The following is a 26341-nucleotide window of genomic DNA, read 5'->3' on the forward strand; positions in this document are numbered from 1 at the left end:
TGAACGTAGGCGTTGAGGGGTCACCCAATGACCTTGGTCAGGTTGGGCAAAATCAGAATCAGTGTGGTGGCGAACAGAATAAGTCCCGCCTGACGTACTTTCGAATGTTTAAACATGGCTGACTGCCTTTTGTTGTTATTCCTGAGCGTCAAATGCATGCCGGTGTCTTTCAGTATGGCGAGATGACGTGTCGCTTTTCTTACAGCCGCTCCAGCAAAACCCGGCAGCAGCCTCCTACTGATTCAACCTTAGAGCCCTCGTTCTTCGTGGCTTAGACTCATTTCATATCAGCTAATAAGCATTTCTGCTTAAAAAGGCATGAGGCATATCGCCATCTTGGCGCCAATGCCTTGGCTAGACAGCTAAAACGATTAACCTGGCAATTAGCTTAGGAGACTACCGTTCGTCCGAGCGAGGGGGTCAAAAGCAATGAGCGCATCCGTCATTGAAACCGTGTCAATCGGGCCTAAGGTAGAGGCACACATGCACAGCGGTTCGAGGACGTCATGACCCAAGCTTTGATCTTTGATGCGATACGCACGCCCCGTGGCAAAGGCAAGGCCGACGGTGCCTTGCACAGTGTCAAACCGGTGAACCTGGTGGCCGGCCTGCTTACGGCATTGGCCCGGCGCAGTGACCTCGACACCCACCAAGTGGACGACATCGTGCTCGGCTGCGTGACCCCGATCGGCGACCAGGGCGCCGACATCGCCAAGACCGCCGCCCTGGTGGCGGACTGGGACATCAGCGTCGCTGGCGTGCAGATCAACCGCTTCTGCGCCTCGGGCCTGGAAGCCGTCAACGTGGGCGCGATGAAGGTGCGCTCCGGCTTCGAAGACCTGGTGGTGGTCGGTGGGGTCGAGTCCATGTCCCGCGTGCCCATGGGCAGCGACGGTGGCGCTTGGGTACTCGACCCGCAGACCAATATGCACAGCCATTTCACCCCACAGGGCATCGGCGCGGACCTGATCGCCACCCTGGAGGGGTTCACCCGCGACGACGTCGACGCCTTTGCCCTGCATTCGCAGCAGAAAGCGGCCAGGGCCCGTGCGGACGGTTCCTTCAACAAGTCGCTGATCGCGGTGCAGGACCAGAACGGTATTGTGCTGCTGGACCATGACGAATTCATCCGCGGCGACTCCACCCTGGAAGGCCTGGGCAAGCTCAAGCCCAGCTTCGAAATGATGGGGCAGATGGGCTTCGATGCAACCGCGTTGAGGGTCTACAGCCATGTGGAGCGCATCCACCATGTGCACACACCGGGCAACAGCTCCGGTATCGTCGATGGTGCCGCGTTGATGTTGATCGGCTCCGAGGCCAAGGGGCGCGAGCTGGGCCTGCAACCCCGCGCGCGTATCGTCGCCACGGCGGTCACCAGTACCGACCCGACCATCATGCTCACCGGCCCTGCGCCCGCCACGCGCAAGGCCCTGGCCAAGGCTGGCTTGCGAATCGAAGACATCGACTTGTTTGAGGTCAATGAAGCCTTTGCCTCGGTGGTGCTCAAGTTCATCAAGGACATGGGCATCGACGCGGCGCGGGTCAACGTGAATGGCGGCTCCATCGCCATGGGCCACCCACTGGGCGCCACCGGTTGCGCGATTCTCGGCACCTTGCTCGACGAACTGGAAGTGCGCCAGCAGCGCTACGGCCTGGCCACCTTGTGTGTCGGCGGTGGCATGGGCATCGCCACCATTATCGAACGCCTCTGAGCCCAAGGAATTTGTCATGACCCAAGCTATTCGTTACGAAAAAGGCCAGGACGGCATCGTGGTGCTGACCCTCGACATGCCCGGCCAAAGCGCCAACACCATGAACGGCGCGTACCGCGAGGCCATGGCGGCGATGGTCGAGCGTCTGGAAGCGCAAAAAGATGACCTTGCCGGCGTGGTAATCACCTCGGCCAAGAAGACATTTTTTGCCGGTGGCGACCTGAATGAACTGATCAAGGTCGACAAGGCCCACGCCAAGGATTTCTACGACAGCGTACGGGAACTGAAAGCGCAACTGCGCCGCCTGGAAACCCTCGGTAAACCCGTGGTGGCCGCCATCAATGGCGCGGCGCTGGGGGGCGGCTGGGAGATTTGCCTGGCGTGTCATTACCGCGTGGCGCTGGACGACAAATCGGTGCAGCTTGGCCTGCCGGAAGTCACCCTGGGCTTGCTGCCGGGCGGCGGCGGGGTGGTGCGCATGGTGCGCATGCTCGGGTTGGAAAAGGCTTTGCCGTATTTGCTCGAAGGCAAGAAAGTGCGGCCGCAGCAGGCGCTGCAAGCCGGCCTGGTAAATGAGCTGGCGGCGGATCGCGACGAGCTGTTGGCCAAGTCCCGCGCCTGGATCCTGGCCAATCCGGACGCCAAGCAACCGTGGGACAATAAGGGCTACCAGATCCCAGGCGGTACACCGTCGAGCCCCAAAGTGGCGCAGATGCTGGCGATTGCGCCGTCGATTCTGCGCAGTAAGACCCAGGGCTGTTTCCCCGCGCCCGAGAAGATCCTCTGTGCCGCCGTCGAAGGTGCCCAAGTGGATTTTGATACTGCGCACCTGATTGAAACCCGCTATTTCACCGAACTGGTGACGGGGCAGGTGGCGAAGAACATGATCGGCACGTTCTGGTTCCAGCTCAATGAGATCAACGCGGGTAGCTCCCGGCCGCAAGGTTTTGCGCCGTACGTCACGCGCAAAGTCGGCGTGCTCGGTGCAGGGATGATGGGCGCAGGCATCGCCTACGTCAGCGCCAGCGCAGGCATCGAGGTGGTGCTCAAGGACATCAACCTGGCGGCCGCCGAGAAGGGCAAGGCGCGTTCGGCGGCACTGCTGGACAAGAAAGTCAGCCGTGGGCAACTGACCGCCGAACAGCGGGAAACCTTCTTGGCGCGGATTCATCCTACGGCCACCGATGAAGACCTGGCCGGTTGCGACCTGATTATCGAAGCGGTGTTCGAAGACCGCGAACTCAAGGCCAAGGTCTCAGCCGCCGCGCAAAGTGTGGTCGGTGCCGACGCCGTGATCGCCTCCAACACCTCCACCTTGCCCATCAGCGGCCTGGCCACGGCAGTGCCGGATCAAACCCGGTTCATCGGTCTGCACTTCTTCAGCCCGGTGGACAAGATGCCCCTGGTGGAAATCATCAAGGGTGCGCGCACCAGCGACGAAACCCTGGCCCGTGGTTTCGATTTCGTACTGCAAATCAAGAAAACCCCGATCGTGGTCAACGACAGCCGTGGCTTCTTCACCTCGCGGGTGTTCGGCACCTTCACCAACGAAGGTATCGCCATGCTCGGCGAAGGCGTAGCGGCGCCGATGATCGAGACTGAAGCGCGCAAAGCCGGCATGCCGGTAGGGCCGTTAGCGGTGTCGGATGAAGTTTCCCTCAGCCTGATGAACCATATCCGGCAGCAGACGGCCAAGGATCTGCAGGCGGAAGGCAAGGCCGTGCCGACACATCCGGCGACAGCGGTGATCGATCTGCTGGTCAACGAATACCAGCGCATGGGCAAGGCGGCGGGCGGCGGCTTCTATGACTATCCCAGCGGCGGGCACAAGTACCTGTGGCCGGAGCTGAAAAGCCGCTTTGAACGGCCCGACCAACGTATCTCGCCACAGGATGTGCGCGACCGCCTGCTGTTTATCCAAGCCATCGAGACCGTACGGTGTGTGGAGGAGGGGGTGTTGATGTCCACGGCGGACGCCAACGTGGGGTCGATCTTCGGCATTGGCTTCGCGGCCTGGAGCGGTGGCGCGTTGCAGTTTATCAACCAATATGGGCTGAACGACTTCATAGCCCGCGCCCGCTACCTGGCCGAGCAATATGGCGAACGCTTCATGCCGCCCGCGTTGTTGCTGGAGAAAGCCGCGCAAGGTGACGTGTTCCGGTGACTAAGAGGGGCTTGCCTTGAAGGGGCATTTCAAGGCAGGCTCTGGGGTGTGCAATATTCCCATCACCGTGTCAGGTATTTTTTATGTCGCTACGCGTCTGTATCCTGGAAACCGATATCCTGCGTCCAGGCTTGATCGATCAATACCAAGGGTACGGGCAGATGTTCAAGCGCCTGTTCTCCAAGCAGCCCATACCCGCTGAGTTTGTCGTGTACAACGTGGTGAACGGCGAATACCCGTCGGACGATGAAGTGTTCGATGCCTACCTGGTGACCGGCAGCAAGGCCGATTCCTTTGGCACCGACCCATGGATCCAGACCCTCAAGACCTACCTGCTCGAACGTTACGAGCGCGGCGACAAGCTGCTCGGGATCTGCTTCGGCCACCAACTGCTGGCACTGTTGCTCGGCGGCAAGACTGAACGCGCCGGCCAGGGCTGGGGCATGGGCATTCACGACTACAAGCTGGATGCCAAGACACCGTGGATGAGCCCTGAAGTGGAGGAGCTGACGCTACTGATCAGCCACCAGGACCAGGTCACCACGCTGCCGGACAATGCCACGGTCATCGCCTCCAGCGCCTTTTGCCCGTTTGCCGCGTACCACATCGGCGACCAGGTCCTGTGCTTCCAAGGTCACCCGGAGTTTGTCCACGACTATTCCCGCGAGTTGCTGGAGATTCTGCAGACCACATTGGGCGAAAAGGTCTACACGAACGGCGTGGCCAGCCTGGAGCGCGACCACCACGGCGCAACCGTGGCGGAATGGATGATGCGTTTCGTGGCGCACAAGCCCGAGGCCCAGGTTTAAAGCCAGCCCGAACGCTTGAAACTGGCCCACAGGCTGGTGCAACCCACCGCGATAAACCCGAGCACCGCAAAATAGCCGTAGTGCCATTGCAGCTCGGGCATGTTCTGGAAGTTCATCCCGTAGATCCCTGCCACCGCGGTGGGGAACGCGAGAATCGCCGCCCATGCAGCAAACTTGCGCTGCACCACACTCTGGCGCGACGCCTCCAGCAGTACACCGATCTCGATGGTCTGGCTGGCGATATCGCGCAGGGTGGTGAGATCTTCCATCTGCCGTGTCACGTGGATCTGCACATCACGGAAATACGGGCGCATGTTTTTGTCGATGAACGGGAAGTTGAGTTTCTGCAGCTCCTGGCTGATCTCCACCATCGGCGCCACATAGCGCTTGAGCCGCAACACATCGCGACGCAGGCCGTGAATCTTCTGGATATCCCGCTCGCTCAGCGAACTGCACAGCACATTGCGCTCCAGCTCATCGATCTCGGCATGGATCGCCTCGCTCACCGGTTGGTAGTTCTCGGTGACGAAATCCAGCAGCGCATAGAGTACGAAATCTTCCCCATGCTCCAGCAACAGAGGCCGTGCCTCACAACGCTGGCGCACAAAACCGTAGGACGCCGAGTGCCCGTTGCGTGCGGTGATGATATAGCCGTTGCCGGCAAAGATATGGGTCTCGATAAACTCCAGCTTGCCGTTTTCGCGCACCGGTGAGTAGGTGACGATAAACAGCGCATCGCCGAAGGTTTCCAGCTTCGGGCGGCTGTGTTTTTCCAGGGCGTCTTCGATGGCCAATTCATGCAGGTTGAACTGGCGTTGCAGGTTGGAGAGCTCCTGAGCGTCAGGCTCTTCCAGACCGATCCATACAAAGTGGTTGGGTTTGGCGGCCCAGGCCGCCCCTTCATCGAGGGTGATATCCGTGACTTTCTTACCGGCACTGTAGACAGCGGCCGCAACAACTCTACCCATGGTGCTGATCGCTTCTTATTGGGAGGACAGGTGTTGGGCAGCTTAGCCTGAATGGCGTTCCGTTGTAGCTACCGTTGCGGCAAGCTTTTTTGTGGTGAACGAGCTTGCTCGTGCTGGGGGGCGAATCGCTCCAAAGCGTTAAAGAGGGCCCGGTGCCAATTCGCGATCCATCTCCTCTATGCACGCCTCCATCTGCGCATGACACGCCTGCATCAACGCGGGGATGTCATCCGGAGTCATCCCAATGGTAGGAATCGGCGGCAACGACCGTATGAGCACATCCCCACTGTTCCAGCGATTGAGCTGCATATGTGTCACGTAATTGCTGACACACACCTGCACGATCGGCACACCGGCCGCAATCGCCATATGGAACGCGCCTTTCTTGAACGGCAGCAACCCCTTGCCCAAATTGCGCGTGCCCTCCGGGAACACCCAGATCGACGTGTCCTCATGTTGCAACGTGTGAGTGGTGGTGAGCATCGCACGGCGAGCCTTGTACGCATTGCCCCGGTCGATCAGCACGTTACCCGCCAGCCAGAACAACTGACCGAACAGCGGCACCCATTTCAGGCTTTTCTTGGCGATACACACGGTGCGGTAAGGCACCACGTTACCGAACACAAACAGGTCATAGTTGGACTGATGGTTGGCGATAACCACGCAGGTGCCGGGCTTGTGGCGCAGCGAGTCCACATCGGCCTTTACGTTCAGCCCCAGAATCCACATGGCCGGCAGCGCGTAGAGGCGAGCACACAGGCGACTGTTGTCCGGGTTGAACGGTCGACACAGACCGACCAACACGCCCAGCACACCGGCGAGCATAAAGTGCAGGCCCATCAACAACATACGCAGCAGAAAAAGCATCGACACAGCCTATCCGGACAAAAGGTGGCGCAGTGTACGGATGTGCACTGTATTCGGCAATTAGCCCTGTAGAGGTAGGAGATAAGCGATGTTTAAGAGCATGTTTCAGCATCTACCGACACGGGCAGGCTAGAGCGGCTCAGTAGGATTCGGATTAGTTTGTAAGAAAAAGCCCGACTCAAGGTCGGGCTCTGGCGTATCAAGGGTAGGACTTAGCTCAGGATATGCCCCTGGTCCTGGATGATTGCATCGTCCAGGGCTTCCAGCAGCGCTTTGCGCACCTTCAACTTGGTGTGTTTGTGAGCATTCATGTTCAATTTCTTCAACTGACGCGCCGCTTCCAGGGCTGCCGCATGCAATTCTTCCGGTGCCACCACCTTGTCGAGGAAACCGGCTTGCAACGCGCCCTGTGGGTCAAACATCTCGGCATTGATCACCGAACGATGGAACGCCGACTTACGCAGACGATCCCGCGCCAGCTCGATACCGGCGTGATGCATGGTCATGCCGATCGCCACTTCATTCAGGCCAATGCTGAACGGGCCTTCCACGCCAATCCGATAGTCTGCTGACAACAGCAGGAACGCACCCTTGGCCACCGCATGCCCAGGGCACGCCACAATCACCGGGAACGGGTGCGACAACAGACGGCGTGCCAAGGTCGAACCGGACGTCACCAGGCCGATCGCCTCTTTAGGGCCGGCGGTCATCACCTTCAAATCATAACCACCCGACAGAATCCCCGGCGTGCCGGTGATCACCACCACCGCCCGGTCCTTCTCCGCCTGATCCAGCGCTTCATTAAACGCACTGACCACCGCCGGAGAAATGGCATTCACCTTGCCGTTGCTCAAGGTCAGGGTCGCGATACCGTCTTCGAGGTGGTAGGCAATCAACTCACTCATGACGCGGTTCCTTGTAGGATTTTTTATAGAAGGCTAGTTAATAGACGTGCATGCGCAGACGTTACCCACCACGCCCGCCCCGGTAAAGCGCTGTGACTGACTGCCCAGTCAGACTTTTCCCGCATATAGGCGTTTGAAAAGCCGGGGGCAGGGCGCAATCACCGCCCCAGACCCATCCTGCCGATGCCTGAGAATGGCACAATCACCGCCCCTTGCCGGGCGTGGATCGGCATAACCGGCTAACCGCATGAAAATTCTGAAAAAAACCTTTGCCATCAGAAAGGCTTTCGACTACATTAGCGCGCCTCGACAGACTGAACTGGTTTGCCGAGATACGGTGAAGTGTCCGAGTGGCTTAAGGAGCACGCCTGGAAAGTGTGTATACAAGAAATTGTATCGAGAGTTCGAATCTCTCCTTCACCGCCACATTAAGTAAACACAAACCCCTGACTTTCCTAGAGAAAGTCGGGGGTTTGTGGTTTTTGGCGTCCAAAAAATAGCCCCATGTGACCACCATGGGACTGGCGCGTCTTTTTGGTTCGTTTTTTTTACTCGCGAGACGGGTGCACTTCGTTCCGTTATGAACTTAGTGTTAGACCCACTACTCCTTAGAGAAGGGCGCAGATTCGTAAGCGTGTCTTCAATCGTTTGAGAACCAGGTAGGAAGTCATGTCTGTTGCCAAGAGCGATATTCATCCCGCGAGTAGCGTGTCGGCTCATTTCCTCGCTGGGATTGCTTGCTCACCCACCGCACTTGAAGCACGGAGGCGTGAGGCTTGAACCCATGACCTGATTTTTAAGCTTCACATTGAAGAGACCATTTCAAAGCTCGATGCAGACAATCTACGAATCTTGTTCAGAGGAGCACTTGAGAGGCGCCTCCGTGAAATTTTGAGCGAATAAAGTTAAGGAATCATATAAGTCGATATAACGCGCTCTATTGTGGAGTCTGTTCTTGATCGCCACATTATTTAAACGCTAACCCCTGACCTCGTTTTTAACGTTTTCTGTGTGTTCTCTCTAAACCCAGATGGTACGCATGATAGTCATCAGAGTCCTCTTCGTTTGAAATTCTATTCAATTCGAATGATCGACCGCGCCGTTTCGGGCCAAATCGTCTAGCGTATTCACCTTGAAAAGCTAAGAAACTGTTCCAGTCTTTTCTATTATTGCTCTCACCGCTATAACCTTTCTGTCCAGGTCGTCTACCGTATTCATCCATTGTCTCTGATCGACCATTTTCATAACCAACCATCGTAGAGGTAGAATATGTTACGGATCGCGGGTCAGGCATTAATAAATAACTATCCCCTAGTTGTGGCCATAGAGAAGGTGTCACCTTTTTTTCAGGATATAGCCATTCCTTTTCTCGTGCCGCAACGTACCGCTCAGCTCGAATTTTTGTTATGTAGTTAATTTGGAGTACTTCTAACTCTGTGAGTTCTCTATGAGTTTGAATGCTCGTGAAGTTAAACATTGCCGTTCGAAATAGCTTTGGGTTTGGCCGCTCTTTCATAGGATTTCCGTACGGACATCTGACCCAAGACAGGTTAGTTAGAATCAGGACGCGTTCTTCCGACAACGGAAAGTATGTGTGAGTGCCGTTCAGCCAAACCTCAGGATCACCTACCTTTTTCGCCAATGCAGATTGAGGGAAACAACCTTTGTTGTATACGGTAACGGGGTGATCTGACAGGATTAGTTTTGTATCCGTACTCTTGCAGTCAGCCAATTGCCAAACACATTCAGTCCATAACGCACAAAAATAACTCTGTAGTCTCTGTAGCATAAATAATAATTCATTTTTGTCACGTGACTGTGTTTTAGATGCCAAATACTTCAAACCCTTCGGAGTTCTGAGTTTTTGAGTGCTCATGTAAAGTAGTAGATTGTGAAAAGACTGAGGATCTACATCAGGATGCTGGAATTTAGAAAAGTACTCAACAGCTTTGTGCCCTTCAGTATCAATTTGTCCAAAAAATTTTTCTTCGATTTCTGTTGATTCGAAGTTGCCTAGTTTTGTTGTATAAAGATCTTCTATTTTGAAACAGCTATCGGGGCCCCAGCGCATCATGTCCTTGCGCTTATATCGTGTGCCATTTGCTGTAGTAATTGTTTCTGGCTTTAAGTCAAGGTAATAAAATTTAGCCTCGCCGCCGTCTGCGGATAAGAACTTTTTCTGATACCACTCAGGAACGTAATGATTGTTACGATATTCTTTAATTGCCACGATGCCCCCTTGAAAGCCTGCAGCATAGTAAGTTCTCCCTACTCACACTATAGACTTAGTTTTTACGCATCGAAAAATTTTTCTTTTGCATCGTAAAGAGTGAATTTCTCAAAATGACATTTTCGGACAGCAGCAACAAACACTATCCGGGGCAGCGTACGGAGAATTAAGGTTCGGCAGCCTGCGTTTGGCCGTTTGCAGGCCATCTTGGCAGCTAATCGGCAAGAAGACGTTCAAGTTGCCACGCACAAGAGTGTTGTGTAGCGTCGATATACCTATATCGCCGCTTATGTAAAAAAGCCCCCACACTTAGACTTGGTGTGGCGGCCTTTTTGTGTGCCCTCGTAAACCAGAACCCCCTGGATTGCTATTCCGAAGCCAGGTGAATTGGTCGCTAAAGCTCTAAAGCGACCTGCAGTATTTTCTAGGGTAGCGGAACATCCATTCGCCGGCCTATGACATCCAGCAAGTCACACCCGTCGCGCATTGGAATTGAGCACAGCAAGGCAAAGTCGCTGAGTACCACCGCATCGCTGCCTATCTCACTACGTAGCGCAAGATTCTCAAGCACCTGCGTCACCGAGCGGATTCGATAGTTCGCGGCATCAAGAAGGATTTCCAACGGGACGGTTGTGTCGACGAAAAGGGCGGGTGTGGCGCTGTCGTTGCTGGTGAGTGCTATGTATTGGTTCATGCCTTAAGTCCGTTCACTTAGAGGATGTGAGCCACGCATTTGTCGCCAAACAAAAGGTGGCAGCTGTACGCAGGTTGGCGAACCGGGACAAGAACGGACAAAGACCGGCAGACCCGAAGGTCTCCCACGCACAGCTACCATGAAGCAGCTTATTGCGTGCAGGGGCATCCCGCAAATCTGCCGGGAAGCTTTTGCCATCTTGTAGTCGAGTCGCCAAACCCGGTCGCCCTGTGAGCGACCGTTGGACTATAGGCGGGGTGAATTTGAAGTGGGAGAGTGGCGCTTCTGAATAGGCCGTAGGAAATTGCCCAAATCAATTGTCAGGGCCAGTACAGCCGATTCAGTGGATATACACCCGGCCTATTTTCTTCACGCTCAACCGTCGCAGGTTAAGGTGTCTCTTCCGTATTCAATAACGGCCCAACCGACCCAAATGGATAGCTGCCCATTCCGATGCGCAACGGCGCTATCGGGTTCGCTGCGGCGCCTATCAGCAGTACATTGTCGATGACAATGGTTTCCCCTGGCGCACGGTTATCCGCTGCGACGATAAGGTAGTAGGTTCCGCTGTTTTTCACCGTGCCTTTCAAGACCTGGCTGATGACCCCCACGATGCCAGACGCCTTGCCAAAGCCTTCAGCCTGCACATTGCCTTGGGCGTCCATCAGGATCAAATAAGGGTTCAGGGCGTATTTGCTGAATCCCAGGCACGCGTTGACGCACCAAGAGTTAACGTCGATATGGAAGGGTTTATCTTTTATTAAGGCTACGCTGAATAATCGGTAGTTCGACGGGATCCCGTTGATCAGGATGCGCGGTTCTTCGGCCGTGATCTTCCACTGGGGCGGCCGCCACCCTGGGTCGATCGGCATGGGCACCGCTTGAGTGTTACGCATGGCCTCAGAGGGGGTTCGCGCTAACGGCGTGCTGCTGTTTTTGACTTGTTCTTCAAACAGTGTTGTCGGATTGCTTGAACAGGCGGTGATTAACAAACAGCACAGCAATAGAAACAGACTCCGCATTCGTACTTCCCTGTCATTGTCGTTTTCGAGAGGGCAAGACTACCACCCCGCGCGTCAGGCTTGTACGTACACCCAAGCCCTCAACCCCACAGCCACCCCCACCTTTTGACTGCACCGCGTCAGATATGCAGCCACGCCAGGCTGCCCAATACCACTGCCACACCCGCTGCCGCATACGACAGGCGCTTCAACCATTCCCGCCTCGTCAACAACGTAATCGCCGCCAACGAGATCGCGATCTGAATCGCGGTCATTGCCTGGGCCCAGCGGTGATGCTGGTGCAGCGCCTGTTCCGATTTTTCATCCCATTCCTTTGAGGTGGCTTCAAGCGTTTCGGCTTGTTTGCGCACGTCTTCCTTCTGGCGCTTGTAGCGTTCGATCTCGTCCTTGTAATGCGCTGCATCTACGCCGGGAATGTGAGTGGCCAGTTCCGCAAGGTTCTGCCGGCTGGATTTGGCCTGGTAGTAGTTCCACTGGTTCGCGGCTTCGGTCTTGATGATGGCAGCGTTGTTTTTGTCCATGGCCGCTTCACTTTCGGTGGAGCCGGCCTGGTAGCTGAGCATGGCGCCGAGAGTCGCCATGAGGGCGGTCATCACGGCGATGCGGCTGGCGAAATTGTCACCTCGCCCGTGGGCATGTTCGGTGGTGTGCTCGAGGTGTTTTTCGTGGGGGCTGGGGACTTCGAAGGCTTCGGACATGGTGGCGTCTGTGAAGGGACTGAGGGAGTCTGATTCTTCACCAGTGAAGCTGTCTCAATCCTGTACGTAACGCTGCAAACCTTCCACCAGGGCGTCGAACATTACGCGGCAGCGCGGGCTGTTGCGCAGGTCTTCGTGCATCGTCACCCAGGTGTCCAGCCTGAGTGCAAAGCCTTCCGGCAGGACTCGGCGCAGGCGTGGGTCGCGCTTGGCCAGTTGGACCTGGCAGCCGCCGATGCCGGCGCCGGCGCGGATCAGGGCCAGTTGCGCCAGGTCGCTGTCGCTGCTGCAGGCGAAGGTGTTGCGTTCGAAGCCCTTGATGGCCAGGCTGCGGATAAACGCATTTTCCTGATCGAAGCCGATCACTGAGTGGCTGGCCAGGTCTTGCATGTGCAGGGGCGTGCCGTGTTTTAGCAGGTAATCATCGCGGGCATGCAGGCCGATTTCGATCAGGCCAATGCGTCGCGCCAGCAGTTGTTCCTGGCTGGGACGGACCATGCGCACGGCGATATCGGCTTCCAGTTGCAGCAGGTCGCTCAGGCGGTTGGTCAGGACCAGTTCGACCCTGAGGTGCGGGTGAGTCTGGCGCAATTGCGTGAGGATCGGCGGCAGCACTTCTACGCCGACCACTTCACTGGCGGACACGCGCACCACGCCGCGCACTTCTTCGCCTTGAGAAGAGGCCGCACGTTCAAGCGCCGCTGCCGTGCGCTCCATGGTTTCGGCGTGGGCGCGCAGGGTGCGGGCCAGTGCTGTGGGCAACAAACCGTTCGGTGAACGGGTAAACAGCACCACGCCCAGCGCCGTTTCCAGCGCGGCAATGTGCCGTCCGACCGTGGGCTGTGTAATGCCGAGCTGCCGTGCGGCCCCCGACAGCGATCCCTCCCTGAATACACCGAGGAACGATCGGTAAAGCTCCCAACCAATAGTCGATGCCATGCATAAATGTATAGCGACTGCATTGTGTTCGGCAATTTATCTATAGCGAGACTGCACACAAAATGGCCACATCAACCTCTGTGGGAGAAGGCCATGAAAAAGGTTCTGGTACTGGGTGCAACCGGCGGGATAGGCGGTGAAGTGGCGCGACAGCTGAGTGCTGCAAGCTGGGAAGTGTGTGCGTTGACCCGTGATGTCGACAGAGCCCGCAGCCAGAACGCAGCGTTTACGTGGGTTGAAGGCGATGCGCTCAATCGTGATGCGGTACTGGCGGCTGCCCGTGGCTGCGCGGTCATCGTGCACGGGGTCAACCCACCCGGTTATCGCAATTGGGCGGAGCAGGTGCTGCCGATGATCGGCAACACCATCGCAGCAGCCCTCGTCGAAGGCGCCACTATCGTATTACCCGGCACGGTCTATAACTACGGGCCGGATGCATTCCCGGTGTTGCACGAGGATTCACCTCAGCACCCGCAAACCCGCAAAGGCGCAATCCGCGTGCAATTGGAGCAGCGCTTGCTGGACGCCTCCCGTCAGGGGGCGCGGGCGCTGATCGTGCGCGCCGGGGACTTTTTCGGCGCGCGGGTGGCTAACAACTGGTTTGCCCAGGGTTTGGTCAAGCCCGGAAAGCCGGTGCAGGTCGTCAGCTACCCAGGTGCCCCGGGTGTGATGCATCAATGGGCGTATCTGCCCGATGTAGCGCGCACGATGGTCGAGCTGATTGAGCGTCGAGCAACCCTCGACGCCTTCGCCTGCTTCCACATGGCCGGGCACGTGGATGCGGATGGCACGCAGATGGTCCAAGCGATTCAGCGCGTAATGCTGCGTAGGACGGGGCATCAACCGCGCGTCAATCGTTTCCCGTGGTGGTTGCTGAAAGTGGCGGCACCCTTTGTCGTCACCCTGCGCGAGATGCAAGAGATGCGCTACCTGTGGCAAACCCCCTTGCGCATGGATAACCAACGCCTGTTGGTGGCCCTGGGCCATGAGCCGCATACGCCGCTCGAAGCCGCGGTGGAAGCTACGTTGGCCAACCTTGGTTGCTTGCCTGCGCACGCCTGATCAAGCACGCATACACCGCGATATTGATCAGCAGCACCACCGTCCCGAGCGCCAATTGAATCCCAGGGGTCAGCCCCGCCGGGTAGATCAGCGTGAGGATGTAATGCTCGACAAAACCACCGCCGTAACCGTCTTGTCCGGCGAGGTGACGAAGCAGGTTTTCCCACCGGGTCAACGGGCAGGGCAGGTGCAGCACTTCCACCGCCACGCCCCAGGCGGCCGCCGGCAAATGCAGCCAGATTACCCGGCGCCATTTGAGCGCGAGCAAGCCGCCAAACAGCACGAACAGGATAAAGGTGAGGTGAAACAGCACCAGGCTGTCGGCAGCGAGACGGAAGAGCATTGCGGGTACTTCGAAAGGAGGGGGCTACAGTCTAAAGGGTTGCTTGCCGGCAAGTGTGGCCGTTATTGTGCTGAATCCTTTTAGTCCTCTCCCAAGGTTCTGTTGCGATGAATGCACCGCGTACCGCAGTCGGTCCAATCAAGGCCGTGATTTTCGATATGGACGGGTTGTTGCTGGATACCGAAGGCATCTACACCGAAGTTACGCAGATCATCGCCGAACGCTACGGCCGTACCTACGATTGGGGCATCAAGCAGCACATCATCGGGCGCGGTGCCCAGGACTTGGCTGACTACGTGGTGAAGGCGCTGGATTTGCCGATCACACCGGCGCAGTTCCTGGAAATACGCGAGCCGCTGATGAGCGAGCGCTTCCCCAAGGCATTGGGCATGCCTGGCGCTGAAGCTTTGGTGCGGCACTTGAAAGCGCACAATATCCCGATTGCGGTGGGCACCAGTTCGTCGCGCAATTCGTTCGGCCACAAGACCACGCTGCACCGCGAATGGTTTGGCCTGTTCGATACCATCGTCACCGCTGACGACCCGGAAGTCGGTGCCGCCAAGCCTGCGCCGGACATCTTCCTCACCGCCGCCCGCCGCCTGGGCGTTGCGCCCGAGGACTGCCTGGTGTTCGAAGACTCGCCGTTTGGCGTCACCGCCGCCAAGGCCGCGCACATGACCGCCATCGCCGTGCCGGATGAAGCCATGGCCGACAGCAAGTACCACCATGCCGACCAGATCATCCGCAAGCTCGCGGACTTTGACCTAGCGGCCTATGGCTTGCCGCCCCGTCCCTGAATCAAACACAGGTCAACCCTGTGGGAGCGGTCTTGCTCGCGAAAGCGGTGTATCAGTCGATGTATTAAGTGACCGATACTCAGCCTTCGCGAGCAAGCCCGCTCCCACAGGGTTTTGCAGTGTTTAAGAAGTACTAGGCGCTGAAGCCACCATCGATGGTCAAACTGGCACCTGTGATGTAACCCGCTTCCGGCCCTGCGAGGTAAGCCACAAAGCTGGCGATCTCTTCCACATGCCCGTAACGCCCCACCGCCATCAGCCCGATCAAGCTTTCGGCAAAATCGCTGTTCGCCGGGTTCATATCGGTGTCCACCGGCCCAGGCTGCACGTTGTTGATGGTGATGCCGCGTGGCCCCAGATCTCGCGCCAGGCCCTTGGTCAACCCCACCAGCGCCGCCTTGCTCATGGCGTACGGGCCGCCACCGCCAAACGGCATGCGCTCGGCATTGGTGCTACCAATGTTGATCACCCGACCGCCGTCACCCATATGCTTGGCCGCTTCCTGGGTCGCGATAAACACGCTGCGTACGTTGATCGCCAACGTCTGGTCAAAATCTTCCAGCCTGAAATCTTCCAGCGGCGCAATGGCCAGCACACCGGCGTTGTTCACCAGAATGTCCAGGCGACCAAAGGCTTCGACGGTGGCGTTGACGGCGTTGCGGATCGCCCCGGCATCGGCGCTGTCGGCGTGGATCGCCAGTGCTTTGCCGCCTTCGCTGATCACGCTGTTCTGCAGTTCTTCAGCCTTGGCGACCGAGCTGACGTAAGTAAAGGCGACTGCTGCACCCTGCGCCGCGAGGCGCTTGACGATGGCGGCGCCGATGCCGCGAGAACCGCCTTGGATCAAGGCGACTTTGCCGCTGAGGTTCTGTGTGGTCATGTCGATCTCCTAGCTGTTCAAGGCGGGATGCCTTGTTGTTGGGGCCGAGTATCGACCTCGCCAGTTCCTCCCGGTAGACCGTGATTGCTATAGTCTGTGTAAACCAAAAGTTTAGAGTGAGTCGATATGGAGAGCTTTGGCAGTATCGAATGCTTCGTGCGCAGCGCTGAAGGCGGCAGCTTTGCGGAGGCTGCCCGGCACCTGAGCCTGACCCCGGCAGCCGTCGGCAAAAGTGTCGCCAAGCTGGAGGCGCGCCTGGGGGTGAGATTGTTCCAGCGCAGCACTCGGCGTCTCACCCTGACCGAAGCCGGAAAACTGTTTCTGGAAGAGGTCAGCGGTAGCCTCACCACCATCCAGAACGCCATGGCCAACCTGGCGAGCGCTGAAGGGCGGCCGGTAGGGACGCTCAAGGTCAGCATGGGCACCGTGTTTGGCAATCGCTATGTGGTGCCACTGCTGGGGGAGTTCATGCAGCGCTTTCCAGACATCAGCCCGGATTGGCATTTCGATAACCGTCAGGTGGACCTGATCGGCCAAGGTTTCGATGCGGCCATCGGCGGCGGTTTTGAACTGCCCCAGGGGGTCGTGGCGCGTAAACTCACACCGGCACATCGGGTATTGGTGGCGTCGCCGGATTACCTGGCGCGACGCGCGCCGGTATTGACCCCAGAGGACTTGGCGCGCTGCACGGGGATTCTCATCCGCTCCCCCCAAACCGGCCGCGTACGCTCCTGGCAGTTGACCAGCACCGAGCGTGAACACCGCCCGCTGGTGCTTAAGTCGAGAATGACCATGAGCGACTCTGAAGCTGCCTGCTGCGCCAGCGCGCAGGGCCTGGGCATCGCCCTAGTGAGCATGCCCATGGCCGTGCCGTTTCTGGACAGCGGCGCGGTGGTGCGGGTGCTGCCCGACTGGTATGTCGACGACGGCAACATCTCCATTTACTACGCCGAACATAAACTGCTACCCGGCAAGACCCGCGCGTTTGTGGATTTCATCATCGAGCAGTTTGCCGAACAGCAGTTGAGCCAGCGTTTTAACGCGGCCAGCCGATGATTTTTTTCGGCCTTGGCGTCGCATAAGTCCTGATCTTCGACGTCGACAACCCCAACCGCACCAGCGATTCGGCGATGGTCACTGCGGCGGTTACGCCGTCCACCACTGGCACGCCGGTGCGCTGGCGGATCTGCTCGTCCAGCCCGGCCATGCCGCCGCAGCCCAGGCAGATCACTTCAGCCTTGTCTTCGCTGATGGCCAGTTCCGCCTGGCGCACGATGGCTTCCATCGCCGCCCGCGGGTTTTCTTCCAACTCCAGCACTGCCATGCCGCTGGCCCGTACCGAGGCACAGCGTTGATACAAGCCGGCCAGTTTCAGGCGGTCTTCGATCAGCGGCACGGTGCGGTCCAGCGTGGTCACCACCGAATAGGCATGGCCCAGAAACATCGCGGTACTGGCGGCCGCTTCGGTGATGTCCACCACCGGCACGTTGAGCAACTCCTGCAAGCCTTCGCGGCCGTGCTCACCGTAACCGGCCTGGATCACCGCGTCGAACGGCTGGTCGTAGGCCATCACGCGGTCCATCACGGCGATGGCCGCCAGGTAGCTTTCAAAGTTGCCTTCCACCGACTCCGCGCCGAAGTAGGGCGTGAGCCCGACAATCTCAGTGCCCGGCGCAGCCACAGCCCGTGCCTGCTGGGCGATGGTTTCAGTGATGGATTCGGTGGTGTTGACGTTGACCACGAGGATACGCATGGAGTGTCCTTGATTAATGACTGACGTTATCGACTGCAATGCTTTCGCCGCTGACATCGGCGTAGAACGGCTGACGCTTGGCGATCAGCAGGTAGAGCAACCCTGCAATACCAGCGCCAAACATCCAGGAAAACGGTGAAACACTGGCGAAACCGGGCAGCAGCGCCAGGAGAATGGCGATCACGGCTGCGGGAATGAATGCTGCCACCGCGCGTAAATTGACCCCACGGCTGTAGTAATAAACGCCATTTGGGTCTTCGCTATACAGCTGCAACACGTCCACCCGGCTTTTACGGATCAGCCAGTAATCAACCATGATCACCCCATACAACGGCCCCAGCAGGGCACCCAGGCCGGAGAGGAAATACACAATCACCAACGGGCTGTTGTAGAGGTTCCACGGCAGGATCAGCACCGCCACGGTGGCACTGATCAACCCCGCGCGGCGGAAGTTCAGGTACTTGGGCGCCAGGTTGCTCAGCACAAAGGCTGGTGCGACGAAGTTGGCCATGATGTTCACTGCCACGGTAACGATCAGGAACGCCAGGCAACCGAGCACCAGGAAAAAGGTGCTGGGAATGGCCGCGATGATTTCAGTGGGGCTTTCGATCACCCGGCCGTTAAGCTGGAATTGCCCGCCGCACAGCAGCACGGTGATCGCGGCAAACACCAGGATATTCACCGGCAGGCCCCAGAAATTGCCGACCTGGATGGTCTTGCGGCACGGCGAAGAGCGGGCGAAGTCGCAGAAATTGAGGATCAGCGTGCCGTAGATCGCCAGCCACAGCGCGCCACCGGCAAAGATATTGCGCCACATCTCGCCGCCGCTCAGCGGGTCGCGGATCGACCAGGCGATGTTCCCGCCCGTCTGGAAGTACATCCAGCCGGCCAGTGACGCTACCGTCAGCAGAATCACCGGTCCGGCGAAGCCTTCGTAGCGGCGCACCATCTCCATGCCGTAAGCCAGGATCACCAGCTGCACCAGCCAGATCGCCACAAAACAGGCCCAGCCGAGGGACGACAGGCCCAGGATCGAGTTGTGGTCATAGTCGGCAAAACCTGGATGAATTGCCGTCAGCAACACGCGGAAAACCACCGAGGCCAGGTAGGTCTGGATACCGAACCAGGCAATCGCAATCACTGCGCGGATCAACGCCGGAATCTGCGCGCCATGGATGCCGAAGCTGATTCGACTCATCACTGGGAACGGCACACCGGTCTTCTGCCCCATATAACCCGATAGGTTCATGAAGAAGTACACCAACGCCGCGCCGATACCCAGGGACAACAGAATTTGCCAACCGCCCAGACCCAAGGCATACAAGCTAATGGCGAAGGAATAGTTGGCGATGTTGTGCACGTCGTTGGTCCACAGTGCAAAGATGCTGTAGCGCCCCCAGCGTCGGCCTTCGACCTTGGTCGGGGCCAGGTCTTTGTTGTGCAGCCGTGGGCTCAGCACCAGGGGGCCGGGGCTTGTCGCTTCGGGGTTGAGGGGCGAGGAGGGCAGATCCAGTGCGATATTGTTCGAGAGGCTTGGACGCATTCCGGCAGGCTCCAGCGCATCGGCAGCCAGGCCGCAGATGGCAAAGTGTATGTATGTTTTGTATTTATTGTATACAAAGCGCATTTCACCTTAAGCCACTTACGTGCCAGTTTTTGATCTATGAAAGCTGGAGGTAATTTCCTTTTTGCATGTTCTTGAAATAACTATCTGAATTACAAACGATATAAATTGACCGTTTGAACAGCTATTTATTTTGCTGTGGGAAGCGTGCGATGCACGGTGGGAAACTGCGGGCGGATAGAGGTGTTACGTTAGGGTGCGGATCACAGAAAATTGCACACATAAATGCCACCTATGGTTACATCTGTGTGTACACCTTCAGTGTTAAACACATAACAAATGTGGGAGCGGGCTTGCCCGCGATGACGGAAAATCAGTCACGCAAATAGCGACTGATCCACCGCGATCGCGGGCAAGCCCGCTCCCACATTGATTATTTGATCGCGAAGCCCTTAGGCCTTGCTGATGATGTTCCCGGCATGCAGACCGCATTCCTTCTGCGTGGCTTCTTCCCACCACCAGCGACCTTCGCGTTCATGCTGGTTCGGCAGCACCGGCCGGGTGCAGGGCTCGCAGCCGATGCTGATAAAGCCGCGCTCATGCAGGCTGTTGTACGGCAGCTCCAGCATGCGGATGTAACCCCAGACTTCCTCACTGGTCATCTGCGCCAGCGGGTTGAACTTGTACAGCGTGCGTTCCGGGGTGGAGAAGGCTGTGTCAATTTCCAGCGCCGCCACTTGGCTGCGGGTACCGGGACTCTGGTCACGGCGCTGGCCGGTGGCCCAGGCATTCACGCCTGCGAGTTTGCGGCGCAGCGGCTCGATCTTGCGCACGCCGCAGCATTCGCCATGGCCGTCCTTATAGAAGCTGAACAGGCCCTTCTCTTTGACGAAGGGTTCCAGCTTGCTCTGGTCCGGCGAGATCAACTCGATGTCGATTTTGTAGAACTCGCGTACCTGCTCGATGAACCGGTAGGTCTCCGGGTGCAGGCGGCCGGTGTCGAGGCTGAATACCTTGACGTTCTTGTTCAGCTTCCAGGCCATGTCGACCAGCACCACGTCCTCGGCACCGCTGAAGGAAATCCACAGGTCATCACCGAACTGGCTGAACGCCAGCTTGAGAATATCCTGGGCGGATTTGTTGGCGTAAGTCGCGGCGAGTTCAGCGACGTCGAAGGCTTGGTTCATCAGGACGGTTCCTACAGGTCAGTGGCGCTGAGCGCTCTATAGGGGAGCGATGGTATCAAAATCCGCTCTGCGTTGCGGCGGTGAGCTTGAATCGCTAGAGTTCGGCAGTCCTTTTGCTCGCTCAACCAACAAACTACAAATGGGAGTGTCTTGTGGAAATTGCCTGTCTCGACCTGGAAGGGGTGCTGGTTCCGGAAATCTGGATCGCCTTCGCCGAAAAAACCGGTATTGAATCCCTGCGGGCGACTACCCGGGACATTCCCGACTATGACGTGCTGATGAAGCAACGCCTGCGCATCCTCGACGAACACGGGCTCAAGCTCGCCGACATCCAGGCAGTGATCGCCACTCTCAAGCCGTTGGACGGCGCCATCGAATTCGTCAACTGGCTGCGCGAGCGCTTCCAGGTGGTGATCCTGTCCGACACCTTCTATGAATTTTCCCAACCCCTGATGCGCCAACTGGGTTTCCCGACCCTGCTGTGCCATCGGCTGATTACCGACGACACCGATCGCGTGGTCAGTTACCAACTGCGCCAGAAAGATCCGAAGCGCCAATCCGTGCTGGCCTTCAAGAGTCTGTACTACCGGGTGATCGCCGCCGGCGACTCTTACAACGACACCACCATGCTGGGCGAAGCCGACTGTGGGATTCTGTTCCATGCGCCGGAGAACGTGATCCGCGAATTCCCGCAATTCCCGGCGGTGCATACGTTCGAGGATCTGAAGCAGGCGTTCATCAAGGCGTCGAATCGGCCGTTGAGCCTGTAGGTTTTCGCCAAGGCTGGTGGCCCCTTCACAGGCAAGCCAGCGCCCACACGTGAACGGGTTTACACGTCAAAATGTGGGAGCCGGGCTTGCCCGCAATGAGGTCCTTACAAACACCGTAAATCTCAGACGCCAGCCAGCAAGCGCTCATAAGGAATACTTAAGCCTTCATGCAGGCGCTTGATCATCGACAAGCTCAGCTTGCGCTTGTGATTCAATACTTCGGACACACGTCCGCTTGTCCCGATGAAAGGCTCAAGATCCCGAGCGGTCATGCCCAACTGCTCCATGCGAAATTTAATCGCTTCCACTGGATCCGAAGGTGGCATTGGATAATGTTCTGCCTCGTATTTTTCTATGAGGACTGCAAGAATTTCGAGCTCGTCACCTTCCGGTGAGCCGACTTCGGCTCCCCATAGCTGCTCGACGCGCGTGAGTGCCGCGGTCAGGTCTTCCTGGGAATGTATAGGTTTGATGTTCATCACACGGTCTCCGCGTTGATCTGGTCGTACTGCGCATGCGTCCCCACGAAACGTATGAACCCAAGCTGGCGCTGATAATCGATCGCCATGATCACTCGATATTTGTTGCCGCCCACGTTGAAGGCAACCCTGCCACCTTTCAGGATACTTGCCGCTCTAAGCTCTGCTTTGAGTGCTTGCGGCGTTGGGTAAGTGGCTTTCTCCAAATGACGGTACAGTTCGACCAGCGGTGTTTTGGCGTCGGAATAAGCTGAGTGGCTTTCCCAGAATATTCGTAGGGTTGAGAGAGCGATTATGCGCATCGCTTCATCCTCCCAATTTGGGAGAATATAGGCGCGGTTGGATCGAGATGCAATCTCGGAAACAATTTCTTAAGAGTAAGCAGTCGGTTCATGTGATCCCTCACAGACGGCTAGTGGACGGTCCGAGCCGGACGCTATCGTCCAGCTCGAATGTCGTCCATAGACGTTCTGATTCAGGTTTTTTCCTGCCGGGCGGCTTTGCGTCCGAGAGCCAGGAGGGGCTTGGCGACTACAGGCTTTCCAAAGTGTGTAACAACACCTTCACCTTGGTCAGCGACTCCTGGTACTCCGCTTCCCACTGCGAGTCCGCGACAATCCCGCCGCCCCCCCAGCAACATACCTGCCCATCCTTGACCAGCAGGCTGCGGATGGCGATGGAGCTGTCCATCTCGCCACGCACGTCCAGGTACACCAGCGAACCGCAGTACAACCCGCGTCGCGTCGGCTCCAGCTCGTCGATGATCTGCATCGCGCGGATCTTCGGCGCGCCGGTGATGGAGCCGCCGGGAAAGCTGCCGGCGATGAGGTCGAGGGCGTCTTTGCCGTCGGCCAATTCGCCGATAACGCTGCTCACCAGGTGGTGCACGTTGGGGTAGCTTTCCAGGTTGAACAGTTCCGGCACGCTCACCGAGCCGGTGCGGCAGGTGCGGCCGAGGTCGTTGCGCAGCAGGTCGACGATCATCAGGTTTTCGGCGCGGTCTTTGGGACTGGCCAGCAGTTCGGCGGCGTTGGCGGCGTCCTCTTCGGGCGTCAGACCGCGTGGGCGAGTGCCTTTGATGGGGCGGGTCTCGACGCGGCGCTCGCTGACATGCACGAAACGCTCGGGCGACAGGCTCAGCACCGCGCCGTTGTCCGGCAGGCTCTGGAACCCAGAGAACGGCGTCGGGCAGGCTTCGCGCAGGGCGCAGTAGGCGACCCAGGGATCGCCGACACACGACGCACGGAAGCGCTGGGCAAAGTTGACCTGGTAGCAGTCGCCGGCCTGGATGTAGTCCTGGATGCGCACGATTGCCTGGCGGTAGGCCTCACCGGTGAGGTCCGGGGCCATGGGGCCGTTAAGTTTGAAGGTCGCTGTGTTGTCGGCTACCGGCCGACCGAACAGGGTGATCAAGCGTTGCCGCTCTGTCTCCGCCAGTGCGGGATGAAACACAAGCTGGCTGGTCCGGGCCTGATGATCACTGATCAGCGCCCAGGCATACAGCCCGAAACGCGCATCCGGCAGGTGCAGATCGTCCACGGCAAGGTGTGGCATTTGCTCAAGGTGCCGGCCGAAGTCATAGCTCAAATAGCCGATCAGGCCACCGGCAAACGGCAGTTCACACCCGGTGGGCAGGTCTGCTTTCCCCAACTGGGTAAGGTTTTTCCGCAAGCGTTGCAGGAAATCACTACCACTTTCGTCAGGTGAAACCGTCAAGGTTGCACGTGGCCAGGCACTCAGCACGTCATACCGCCCACGCTCGGCTGCCGGTCGCCCGCTATCCAGCAGCACCGCGCCAGGCGCGTGGCGAATCGCCGCAAAATACTCGGCGGGGTTAGCCCGATAGGGCAGCGTATATACGGAGCAGGTCGACATGCGGGGTGGATCAGCTAATGGCGCGGGGGAGGGGATTGTAGTCCCCTGTAGGATTTGCTCCTAGAGGGGATGTCGGGGATAAGGCGATGAAAAGTCGCGTTAACCTTCTACGGGCGGAATATGCCCAAACATTTCCTGCGCAAACTTCACCCGCTCCTCCGGCGTTTCCGTCACGCCAGCGGCGTTCAGCTCTTCCAGCCGCGCCTCTACTGCATGAGTTCGCAGGGTCAAACCGCAGTCGTTGGCGATCTGGATATTCAGCCCCGGCCGCGCATTCAGCTCAAGAATCAGCGGACCTTTTTCCTGGTCCAGCACCATGTCCACCCCGATGTACCCCAGCCCGCACAACTCATAGCAACCCGCCGCAAGCTTCATGAACCCGTCCCAGTTGGGCAGTTGCACGCCATCCACCGCGTTGGTGGTGTCGGGGTGTTTGGTGATGATGTTGTTGAGCCAGGTGCCGCGCAGGGTCAGGCCCGTGGCGAGGTCCACACCCACGCCGATGGCGCCTTGGTGCAGGTTGGCCTTGCCGCCCGATTGACGGGTCGGCAAGCGCAGCATGGCCATCACCGGGTAGCCCATCAGCACGATAATGCGGATGTCCGGCACGCCTTCATAGCTGATGCTCTTGAAGATCTGGTCAGGCACCACGCGGTACTCAATCAACGCGCGGTCGCGGTGGCCGCCGAGTGAATACAGGCCGGTGAGGATGCTGGATATCTGATGTTCGATCTCTTCGTGGCTGATGATCTTGCCGGACACCGTTCGATAGCGCCCTTCAAAGCGGTCCGCCACCACCAGGATGCCGTCACCGCCGGCACCTTGCGCTGGTTTGATCACGAAATCGCTGCGCCCGCCGATGATCTCGTCGAGCTTGTCGATTTCCTTCTCGGTGGAAATCACCCCGTACATTTCCGGCACATGGATGCCGGCGGCCAGTGCGCGTTCCTTGGTGATGATCTTGTCATCCACGATGGGGTACAGGCTGCGCTTGTTGTACTTGAGCACGTAGTCGGCATTACGCCGGTTGATGCCCATGATTCCCCGCGCTTCCAGCGCCTTCCAGGTCTTCCAGAAACCGAACATTACTGGTCAGCCTTCAAGAAGGCCTTGAAACGCACCAGCTCGGTCAAGCGGTAGCCGCGATAACGACCCATGGCCAGCATGAAGCCCACCAAAATCAGCAGGATGGCCGGGAAGGTGAATACAAAGTAGATCAGCTCCGGCACGCTCATGATCAGGTGCGCCAGGGACGCGGCGAACAGCGTGCCAATCGCCACCTTCAGCGCATGGTTGGCGCCACGCTCTTCCCAGGTGATCGACAGGCGTTCGATGGTCATGGTCAAGATCACCATCGGGAACAGCGCCACCGACAGCCCGCGCTCCAGCCCCAGTTTATGGCTGAACAGGCTGATGGCCGCGATCAGCACTACCACGAACGTCAGCACCACCGACAGCCTTGGCAGCATCTGCAGCTTCAAGTGTTCCAGGTACGACCTGAGGGACAGCCCCAGCGCCGTGATAATCGTAAACAGCACAATCCCGAAGCCCAGTTGCGTCTCCCGGAACGCCAGGGCGATCAGCACCGGCGTGAACGTGCCCAGGGTCTGCAAGCCGATCAGGTTGCGCAGGACCAGGATCACCAGCACGCCGATCGGGATCATCACCATGATCATGAAGGTCTGCTGGGTTTGCAGCGGCAGGCCATACAGCGAGTATTCGAGGAAGTTGGCGTCGGTGTTCTCGTCGGTCAGCTTGGCCAGGCGAATGGCGTTCATCTCGCTGTTGTTCAGGCTGAAGGTTACCGTGGCTTTCTTGCCGCCATCGACGGTGATCAGGTTTTCATCGCCGGTCCACCACAGCAGGCGGTCGGCGGGCAGGCCTTGTTCGCCGGTTTCCGGGTTGAAGTACAGCCAGTCATTGCCGTTGAAGCTGCGCAGCCACAGTTCCGGGGTTTGCGGCTGGTCGGCGACCAGGCGGATGGTGTGGACCTTTTCCACCGGCACGTGGGCGATGGACAGCAGCAACTCGACGATCTTGGCCTTGTGCGGCGTAGACGGATCGCCCGCCAGCAACAGCTTCACGTTGTCATCGTTGAGGTTGTTGGTGCGCTTGATGGCTTCGCTGATAAACGTCTCGACGTCGGCCGAGTGCTGGCGGATCGGCGCCAGCAGGGCTTCGGCAGCGATCTTTTCCGGGCCTTCCACGGCAATGCTGTCGCGGAAGGTCGGGCCCTTGATCTTGACCTTTTCACCGCTGTAACGCTTGGTGAGGACCAGGCGGTAATACAGGGTCTGGTTGCCCTTGGCGCGGCGGGCCGACCAGGTCACCTTGCGGTTGCCATCGGTGCGGTTGACGCTCACGCCGTAGTTGTTCGAGATGAAGCTCTCGTTGAGGCTGACGAAGTCGCGGCTCAGGGGCGGCACGAACATCTGGATCTTCACCGGGTCTTTCGGGCTGGCGACGAACTCGACCTTGGCGTCGATGTTCCACAAGTCGTCGGTGGCGTCCTCGGTGACGGGGATCCCCAGCACGAAGATCTGGTAAGCGGTGACCGAAATACCCAGCACCACCAGGATGGCGATCAGGATTTTCAGGTGCAGGGTCAGAGAGCGCATTCGGT

General features: G+C 58.2%; 25 protein-coding genes and 1 tRNA gene. 8 read left to right on the forward strand and 18 right to left on the reverse strand.

Going from position 1 to position 26341, the window contains the following annotated elements:
• Window positions 1-506: 506 nt before the first annotated feature.
• The 3 genes from BMZ57_RS00540 to BMZ57_RS00550 all read left to right on the forward strand — a co-directional run bounded on the left by BMZ57_RS00540 (window position 507) and on the right by BMZ57_RS00550 (window position 4685).
• Window positions 507-1712 (forward strand): acetyl-CoA C-acetyltransferase, encoded by a 1206-nt coding sequence (locus BMZ57_RS00540; RefSeq protein ID WP_010208436.1) that lies wholly within the window; start codon window positions 507-509, stop codon window positions 1710-1712.
• A 16-nt stretch (window positions 1713-1728) separates the two neighbouring features.
• Complete coding sequence (locus BMZ57_RS00545) at window positions 1729-3876, forward strand: 3-hydroxyacyl-CoA dehydrogenase NAD-binding domain-containing protein (protein WP_069673243.1); 2148 nt, start codon at window positions 1729-1731, stop codon at window positions 3874-3876.
• Between the two features lie 83 nt (window positions 3877-3959).
• Complete coding sequence (locus BMZ57_RS00550; RefSeq protein WP_010208438.1) at window positions 3960-4685, forward strand: amidotransferase; 726 nt, start codon at window positions 3960-3962, stop codon at window positions 4683-4685.
• Here the strand turns inward: BMZ57_RS00550 and BMZ57_RS00555 are convergent.
• From BMZ57_RS00555 to BMZ57_RS00565, 3 genes are all read right to left on the reverse strand, one after another.
• Entirely contained in the window at window positions 4682-5653 is a 972-nt protein-coding gene (locus BMZ57_RS00555) for a magnesium and cobalt transport protein CorA (protein WP_010208441.1), read from the reverse strand. The genes BMZ57_RS00550 and BMZ57_RS00555 overlap by 4 nt on opposite strands.
• Window positions 5654-5791: 138 nt before the next feature.
• Window positions 5792-6520 (reverse strand): 1-acylglycerol-3-phosphate O-acyltransferase, encoded by a 729-nt coding sequence (locus BMZ57_RS00560; RefSeq protein WP_038453656.1) that lies wholly within the window; start codon window positions 6518-6520, stop codon window positions 5792-5794.
• 212 nt (window positions 6521-6732) lie between these two features.
• Window positions 6733-7425, reverse strand: a complete 693-nt coding sequence (locus BMZ57_RS00565; protein ID WP_010208444.1) for a crotonase/enoyl-CoA hydratase family protein — start codon at window positions 7423-7425, stop codon at window positions 6733-6735.
• 336 nt (window positions 7426-7761) lie between these two features.
• Between BMZ57_RS00565 and BMZ57_RS00570 the strand changes: the two genes are divergently transcribed.
• Window positions 7762-7851, forward strand: a tRNA-Ser gene (locus BMZ57_RS00570).
• Between the two features lie 571 nt (window positions 7852-8422).
• Here the strand turns inward: BMZ57_RS00570 and BMZ57_RS00575 are convergent.
• The 5 genes from BMZ57_RS00575 to BMZ57_RS00595 all read right to left on the reverse strand — a co-directional run bounded on the left by BMZ57_RS00575 (window position 8423) and on the right by BMZ57_RS00595 (window position 13008).
• Entirely contained in the window at window positions 8423-9655 is a 1233-nt protein-coding gene (locus BMZ57_RS00575; protein WP_074900374.1) for a DUF4238 domain-containing protein, read from the reverse strand.
• 424 nt (window positions 9656-10079) lie between these two features.
• The gene (locus BMZ57_RS00580; RefSeq protein ID WP_010208447.1) at window positions 10080-10349 is read right to left on the reverse strand and encodes a hypothetical protein; all 270 of its coding nucleotides are present in this window, start codon (window positions 10347-10349) and stop codon (window positions 10080-10082) included.
• A 389-nt stretch (window positions 10350-10738) separates the two neighbouring features.
• A complete protein-coding gene (locus BMZ57_RS00585; RefSeq protein WP_010208448.1) occupies window positions 10739-11371 on the reverse strand; it encodes a hypothetical protein in 633 nt (210 codons plus the stop codon).
• 119 nt (window positions 11372-11490) lie between these two features.
• Entirely contained in the window at window positions 11491-12069 is a 579-nt protein-coding gene (locus tag BMZ57_RS00590) for a DUF4337 domain-containing protein (RefSeq protein WP_042571965.1), read from the reverse strand.
• A gap of 54 nt (window positions 12070-12123) precedes the next feature.
• A complete protein-coding gene (locus BMZ57_RS00595) occupies window positions 12124-13008 on the reverse strand; it encodes a LysR family transcriptional regulator (protein ID WP_045791732.1) in 885 nt (294 codons plus the stop codon).
• 93 nt (window positions 13009-13101) lie between these two features.
• Here BMZ57_RS00595 and BMZ57_RS00600 point away from each other — a divergent pair, with 93 nt between their 5' ends.
• Window positions 13102-14070: an NAD-dependent epimerase/dehydratase family protein gene (locus tag BMZ57_RS00600; protein ID WP_044287684.1), complete on the forward strand. Its 969-nt coding sequence runs from the start codon at window positions 13102-13104 to the stop codon at window positions 14068-14070.
• Here the strand turns inward: BMZ57_RS00600 and BMZ57_RS00605 are convergent.
• Window positions 14030-14413, reverse strand: a complete 384-nt coding sequence (locus BMZ57_RS00605; protein WP_021491507.1) for a DUF2784 domain-containing protein — start codon at window positions 14411-14413, stop codon at window positions 14030-14032. The genes BMZ57_RS00600 and BMZ57_RS00605 overlap by 41 nt on opposite strands.
• Before the next feature lie 107 nt (window positions 14414-14520).
• Here BMZ57_RS00605 and BMZ57_RS00610 point away from each other — a divergent pair, with 107 nt between their 5' ends.
• The gene (locus tag BMZ57_RS00610) at window positions 14521-15210 is read left to right on the forward strand and encodes an HAD-IA family hydrolase (RefSeq protein ID WP_010208454.1); all 690 of its coding nucleotides are present in this window, start codon (window positions 14521-14523) and stop codon (window positions 15208-15210) included.
• 133 nt (window positions 15211-15343) lie between these two features.
• Here BMZ57_RS00610 and BMZ57_RS00615 read toward each other — a convergent pair whose 3' ends face one another.
• Complete coding sequence (locus tag BMZ57_RS00615; RefSeq protein WP_069673242.1) at window positions 15344-16090, reverse strand: 3-oxoacyl-ACP reductase family protein; 747 nt, start codon at window positions 16088-16090, stop codon at window positions 15344-15346.
• 126 nt (window positions 16091-16216) lie between these two features.
• Here BMZ57_RS00615 and BMZ57_RS00620 point away from each other — a divergent pair, with 126 nt between their 5' ends.
• On the forward strand, window positions 16217-17146 hold the full coding sequence (locus BMZ57_RS00620; protein ID WP_044287679.1) for a LysR family transcriptional regulator: 930 nt from the start codon (window positions 16217-16219) through the stop codon (window positions 17144-17146).
• On the opposite strand, the gene BMZ57_RS00625 is transcribed toward BMZ57_RS00620, so the two are convergent.
• The 3 genes from BMZ57_RS00625 to BMZ57_RS00635 all read right to left on the reverse strand — a co-directional run bounded on the left by BMZ57_RS00625 (window position 17127) and on the right by BMZ57_RS00635 (window position 20594).
• Window positions 17127-17843, reverse strand: coding sequence for an aspartate/glutamate racemase family protein (locus BMZ57_RS00625; RefSeq protein WP_021491510.1), 717 nt, complete (start codon window positions 17841-17843; stop codon window positions 17127-17129). The two genes, BMZ57_RS00620 and BMZ57_RS00625, sit on opposite strands and share 20 nt — an antisense overlap.
• Before the next feature lie 13 nt (window positions 17844-17856).
• Complete coding sequence (locus BMZ57_RS00630) at window positions 17857-19386, reverse strand: NCS1 family nucleobase:cation symporter-1 (protein WP_042571961.1); 1530 nt, start codon at window positions 19384-19386, stop codon at window positions 17857-17859.
• 473 nt (window positions 19387-19859) lie between these two features.
• Window positions 19860-20594 (reverse strand): phosphoadenylyl-sulfate reductase, encoded by a 735-nt coding sequence (locus BMZ57_RS00635; RefSeq protein ID WP_010208461.1) that lies wholly within the window; start codon window positions 20592-20594, stop codon window positions 19860-19862.
• A 152-nt stretch (window positions 20595-20746) separates the two neighbouring features.
• Between BMZ57_RS00635 and thrH the strand changes: the two genes are divergently transcribed.
• Window positions 20747-21364, forward strand: a complete 618-nt coding sequence (gene thrH, locus BMZ57_RS00640) for a bifunctional phosphoserine phosphatase/homoserine phosphotransferase ThrH (protein ID WP_010208462.1) — start codon at window positions 20747-20749, stop codon at window positions 21362-21364.
• Between the two features lie 122 nt (window positions 21365-21486).
• On the opposite strand, the gene BMZ57_RS00645 is transcribed toward thrH, so the two are convergent.
• The 5 genes from BMZ57_RS00645 to rloB all read right to left on the reverse strand — a co-directional run bounded on the left by BMZ57_RS00645 (window position 21487) and on the right by rloB (window position 26336).
• Entirely contained in the window at window positions 21487-21843 is a 357-nt protein-coding gene (locus BMZ57_RS00645; RefSeq protein ID WP_010208463.1) for a helix-turn-helix domain-containing protein, read from the reverse strand.
• Window positions 21843-22145, reverse strand: a complete 303-nt coding sequence (locus tag BMZ57_RS00650; RefSeq protein ID WP_010208464.1) for a type II toxin-antitoxin system HigB family toxin — start codon at window positions 22143-22145, stop codon at window positions 21843-21845. The genes BMZ57_RS00645 and BMZ57_RS00650 overlap by 1 nt, the downstream gene beginning before the upstream one ends.
• 229 nt (window positions 22146-22374) lie before the next feature.
• Entirely contained in the window at window positions 22375-23718 is a 1344-nt protein-coding gene (gene pabB, locus BMZ57_RS00655; RefSeq protein ID WP_069673241.1) for an aminodeoxychorismate synthase component I, read from the reverse strand.
• Between the two features lie 99 nt (window positions 23719-23817).
• A complete protein-coding gene (locus BMZ57_RS00660) occupies window positions 23818-24804 on the reverse strand; it encodes an alpha-L-glutamate ligase-like protein (RefSeq protein WP_010208468.1) in 987 nt (328 codons plus the stop codon).
• Entirely contained in the window at window positions 24804-26336 is a 1533-nt protein-coding gene (rloB, locus tag BMZ57_RS00665; RefSeq protein WP_021491514.1) for an osmotic stress tolerance membrane protein RloB, read from the reverse strand. Before rloB ends, BMZ57_RS00660 begins: the two co-directional genes overlap by 1 nt.
• Window positions 26337-26341: the final 5 nt, after the last annotated feature.

This window comes from Pseudomonas simiae, from assembly GCF_900111895.1.
GTDB lineage: Bacteria > Pseudomonadota > Gammaproteobacteria > Pseudomonadales > Pseudomonadaceae > Aquipseudomonas > Aquipseudomonas simiae.

Bases quoted from the DNA above. Each gene is read 5' to 3' on its own strand.
- BMZ57_RS00590 (WP_042571965.1), bottom strand. From the start codon at position 12,069: ATGTCCGAAGCCTTCGAAGTCCCCAGCCCCCACGAAAAACACCTCGAG.
- BMZ57_RS00630 (WP_042571961.1), bottom strand. From the start codon at position 19,386: ATGCGTCCAAGCCTCTCGAACAATATCGCACTGGATCTGCCCTCCTCG.
- BMZ57_RS00605 (WP_021491507.1), bottom strand. From the start codon at position 14,413: ATGCTCTTCCGTCTCGCTGCCGACAGCCTGGTGCTGTTTCACCTCACC.
- BMZ57_RS00550 (WP_010208438.1), top strand. From the start codon at position 3,960: ATGTCGCTACGCGTCTGTATCCTGGAAACCGATATCCTGCGTCCAGGC.
- BMZ57_RS00650 (WP_010208464.1), bottom strand. From the start codon at position 22,145: ATGCGCATAATCGCTCTCTCAACCCTACGAATATTCTGGGAAAGCCAC.
- BMZ57_RS00600 (WP_044287684.1), top strand. From the start codon at position 13,102: ATGAAAAAGGTTCTGGTACTGGGTGCAACCGGCGGGATAGGCGGTGAA.
- BMZ57_RS00620 (WP_044287679.1), top strand. From the start codon at position 16,217: ATGGAGAGCTTTGGCAGTATCGAATGCTTCGTGCGCAGCGCTGAAGGC.
- BMZ57_RS00645 (WP_010208463.1), bottom strand. From the start codon at position 21,843: ATGAACATCAAACCTATACATTCCCAGGAAGACCTGACCGCGGCACTC.
- BMZ57_RS00555 (WP_010208441.1), bottom strand. From the start codon at position 5,653: ATGGGTAGAGTTGTTGCGGCCGCTGTCTACAGTGCCGGTAAGAAAGTC.
- BMZ57_RS00635 (WP_010208461.1), bottom strand. From the start codon at position 20,594: ATGAACCAAGCCTTCGACGTCGCTGAACTCGCCGCGACTTACGCCAAC.
- BMZ57_RS00625 (WP_021491510.1), bottom strand. From the start codon at position 17,843: ATGCGTATCCTCGTGGTCAACGTCAACACCACCGAATCCATCACTGAA.
- pabB (WP_069673241.1), bottom strand. From the start codon at position 23,718: ATGTCGACCTGCTCCGTATATACGCTGCCCTATCGGGCTAACCCCGCC.
- BMZ57_RS00595 (WP_045791732.1), bottom strand. From the start codon at position 13,008: ATGGCATCGACTATTGGTTGGGAGCTTTACCGATCGTTCCTCGGTGTA.
- rloB (WP_021491514.1), bottom strand. From the start codon at position 26,336: ATGCGCTCTCTGACCCTGCACCTGAAAATCCTGATCGCCATCCTGGTG.
- BMZ57_RS00585 (WP_010208448.1), bottom strand. From the start codon at position 11,371: ATGCGGAGTCTGTTTCTATTGCTGTGCTGTTTGTTAATCACCGCCTGT.
- BMZ57_RS00610 (WP_010208454.1), top strand. From the start codon at position 14,521: ATGAATGCACCGCGTACCGCAGTCGGTCCAATCAAGGCCGTGATTTTC.
- BMZ57_RS00540 (WP_010208436.1), top strand. From the start codon at position 507: ATGACCCAAGCTTTGATCTTTGATGCGATACGCACGCCCCGTGGCAAA.
- BMZ57_RS00560 (WP_038453656.1), bottom strand. From the start codon at position 6,520: ATGCTTTTTCTGCTGCGTATGTTGTTGATGGGCCTGCACTTTATGCTC.
- BMZ57_RS00545 (WP_069673243.1), top strand. From the start codon at position 1,729: ATGACCCAAGCTATTCGTTACGAAAAAGGCCAGGACGGCATCGTGGTG.
- BMZ57_RS00565 (WP_010208444.1), bottom strand. From the start codon at position 7,425: ATGAGTGAGTTGATTGCCTACCACCTCGAAGACGGTATCGCGACCCTG.
- BMZ57_RS00615 (WP_069673242.1), bottom strand. From the start codon at position 16,090: ATGACCACACAGAACCTCAGCGGCAAAGTCGCCTTGATCCAAGGCGGT.
- BMZ57_RS00580 (WP_010208447.1), bottom strand. From the start codon at position 10,349: ATGAACCAATACATAGCACTCACCAGCAACGACAGCGCCACACCCGCC.
- BMZ57_RS00660 (WP_010208468.1), bottom strand. From the start codon at position 24,804: ATGTTCGGTTTCTGGAAGACCTGGAAGGCGCTGGAAGCGCGGGGAATC.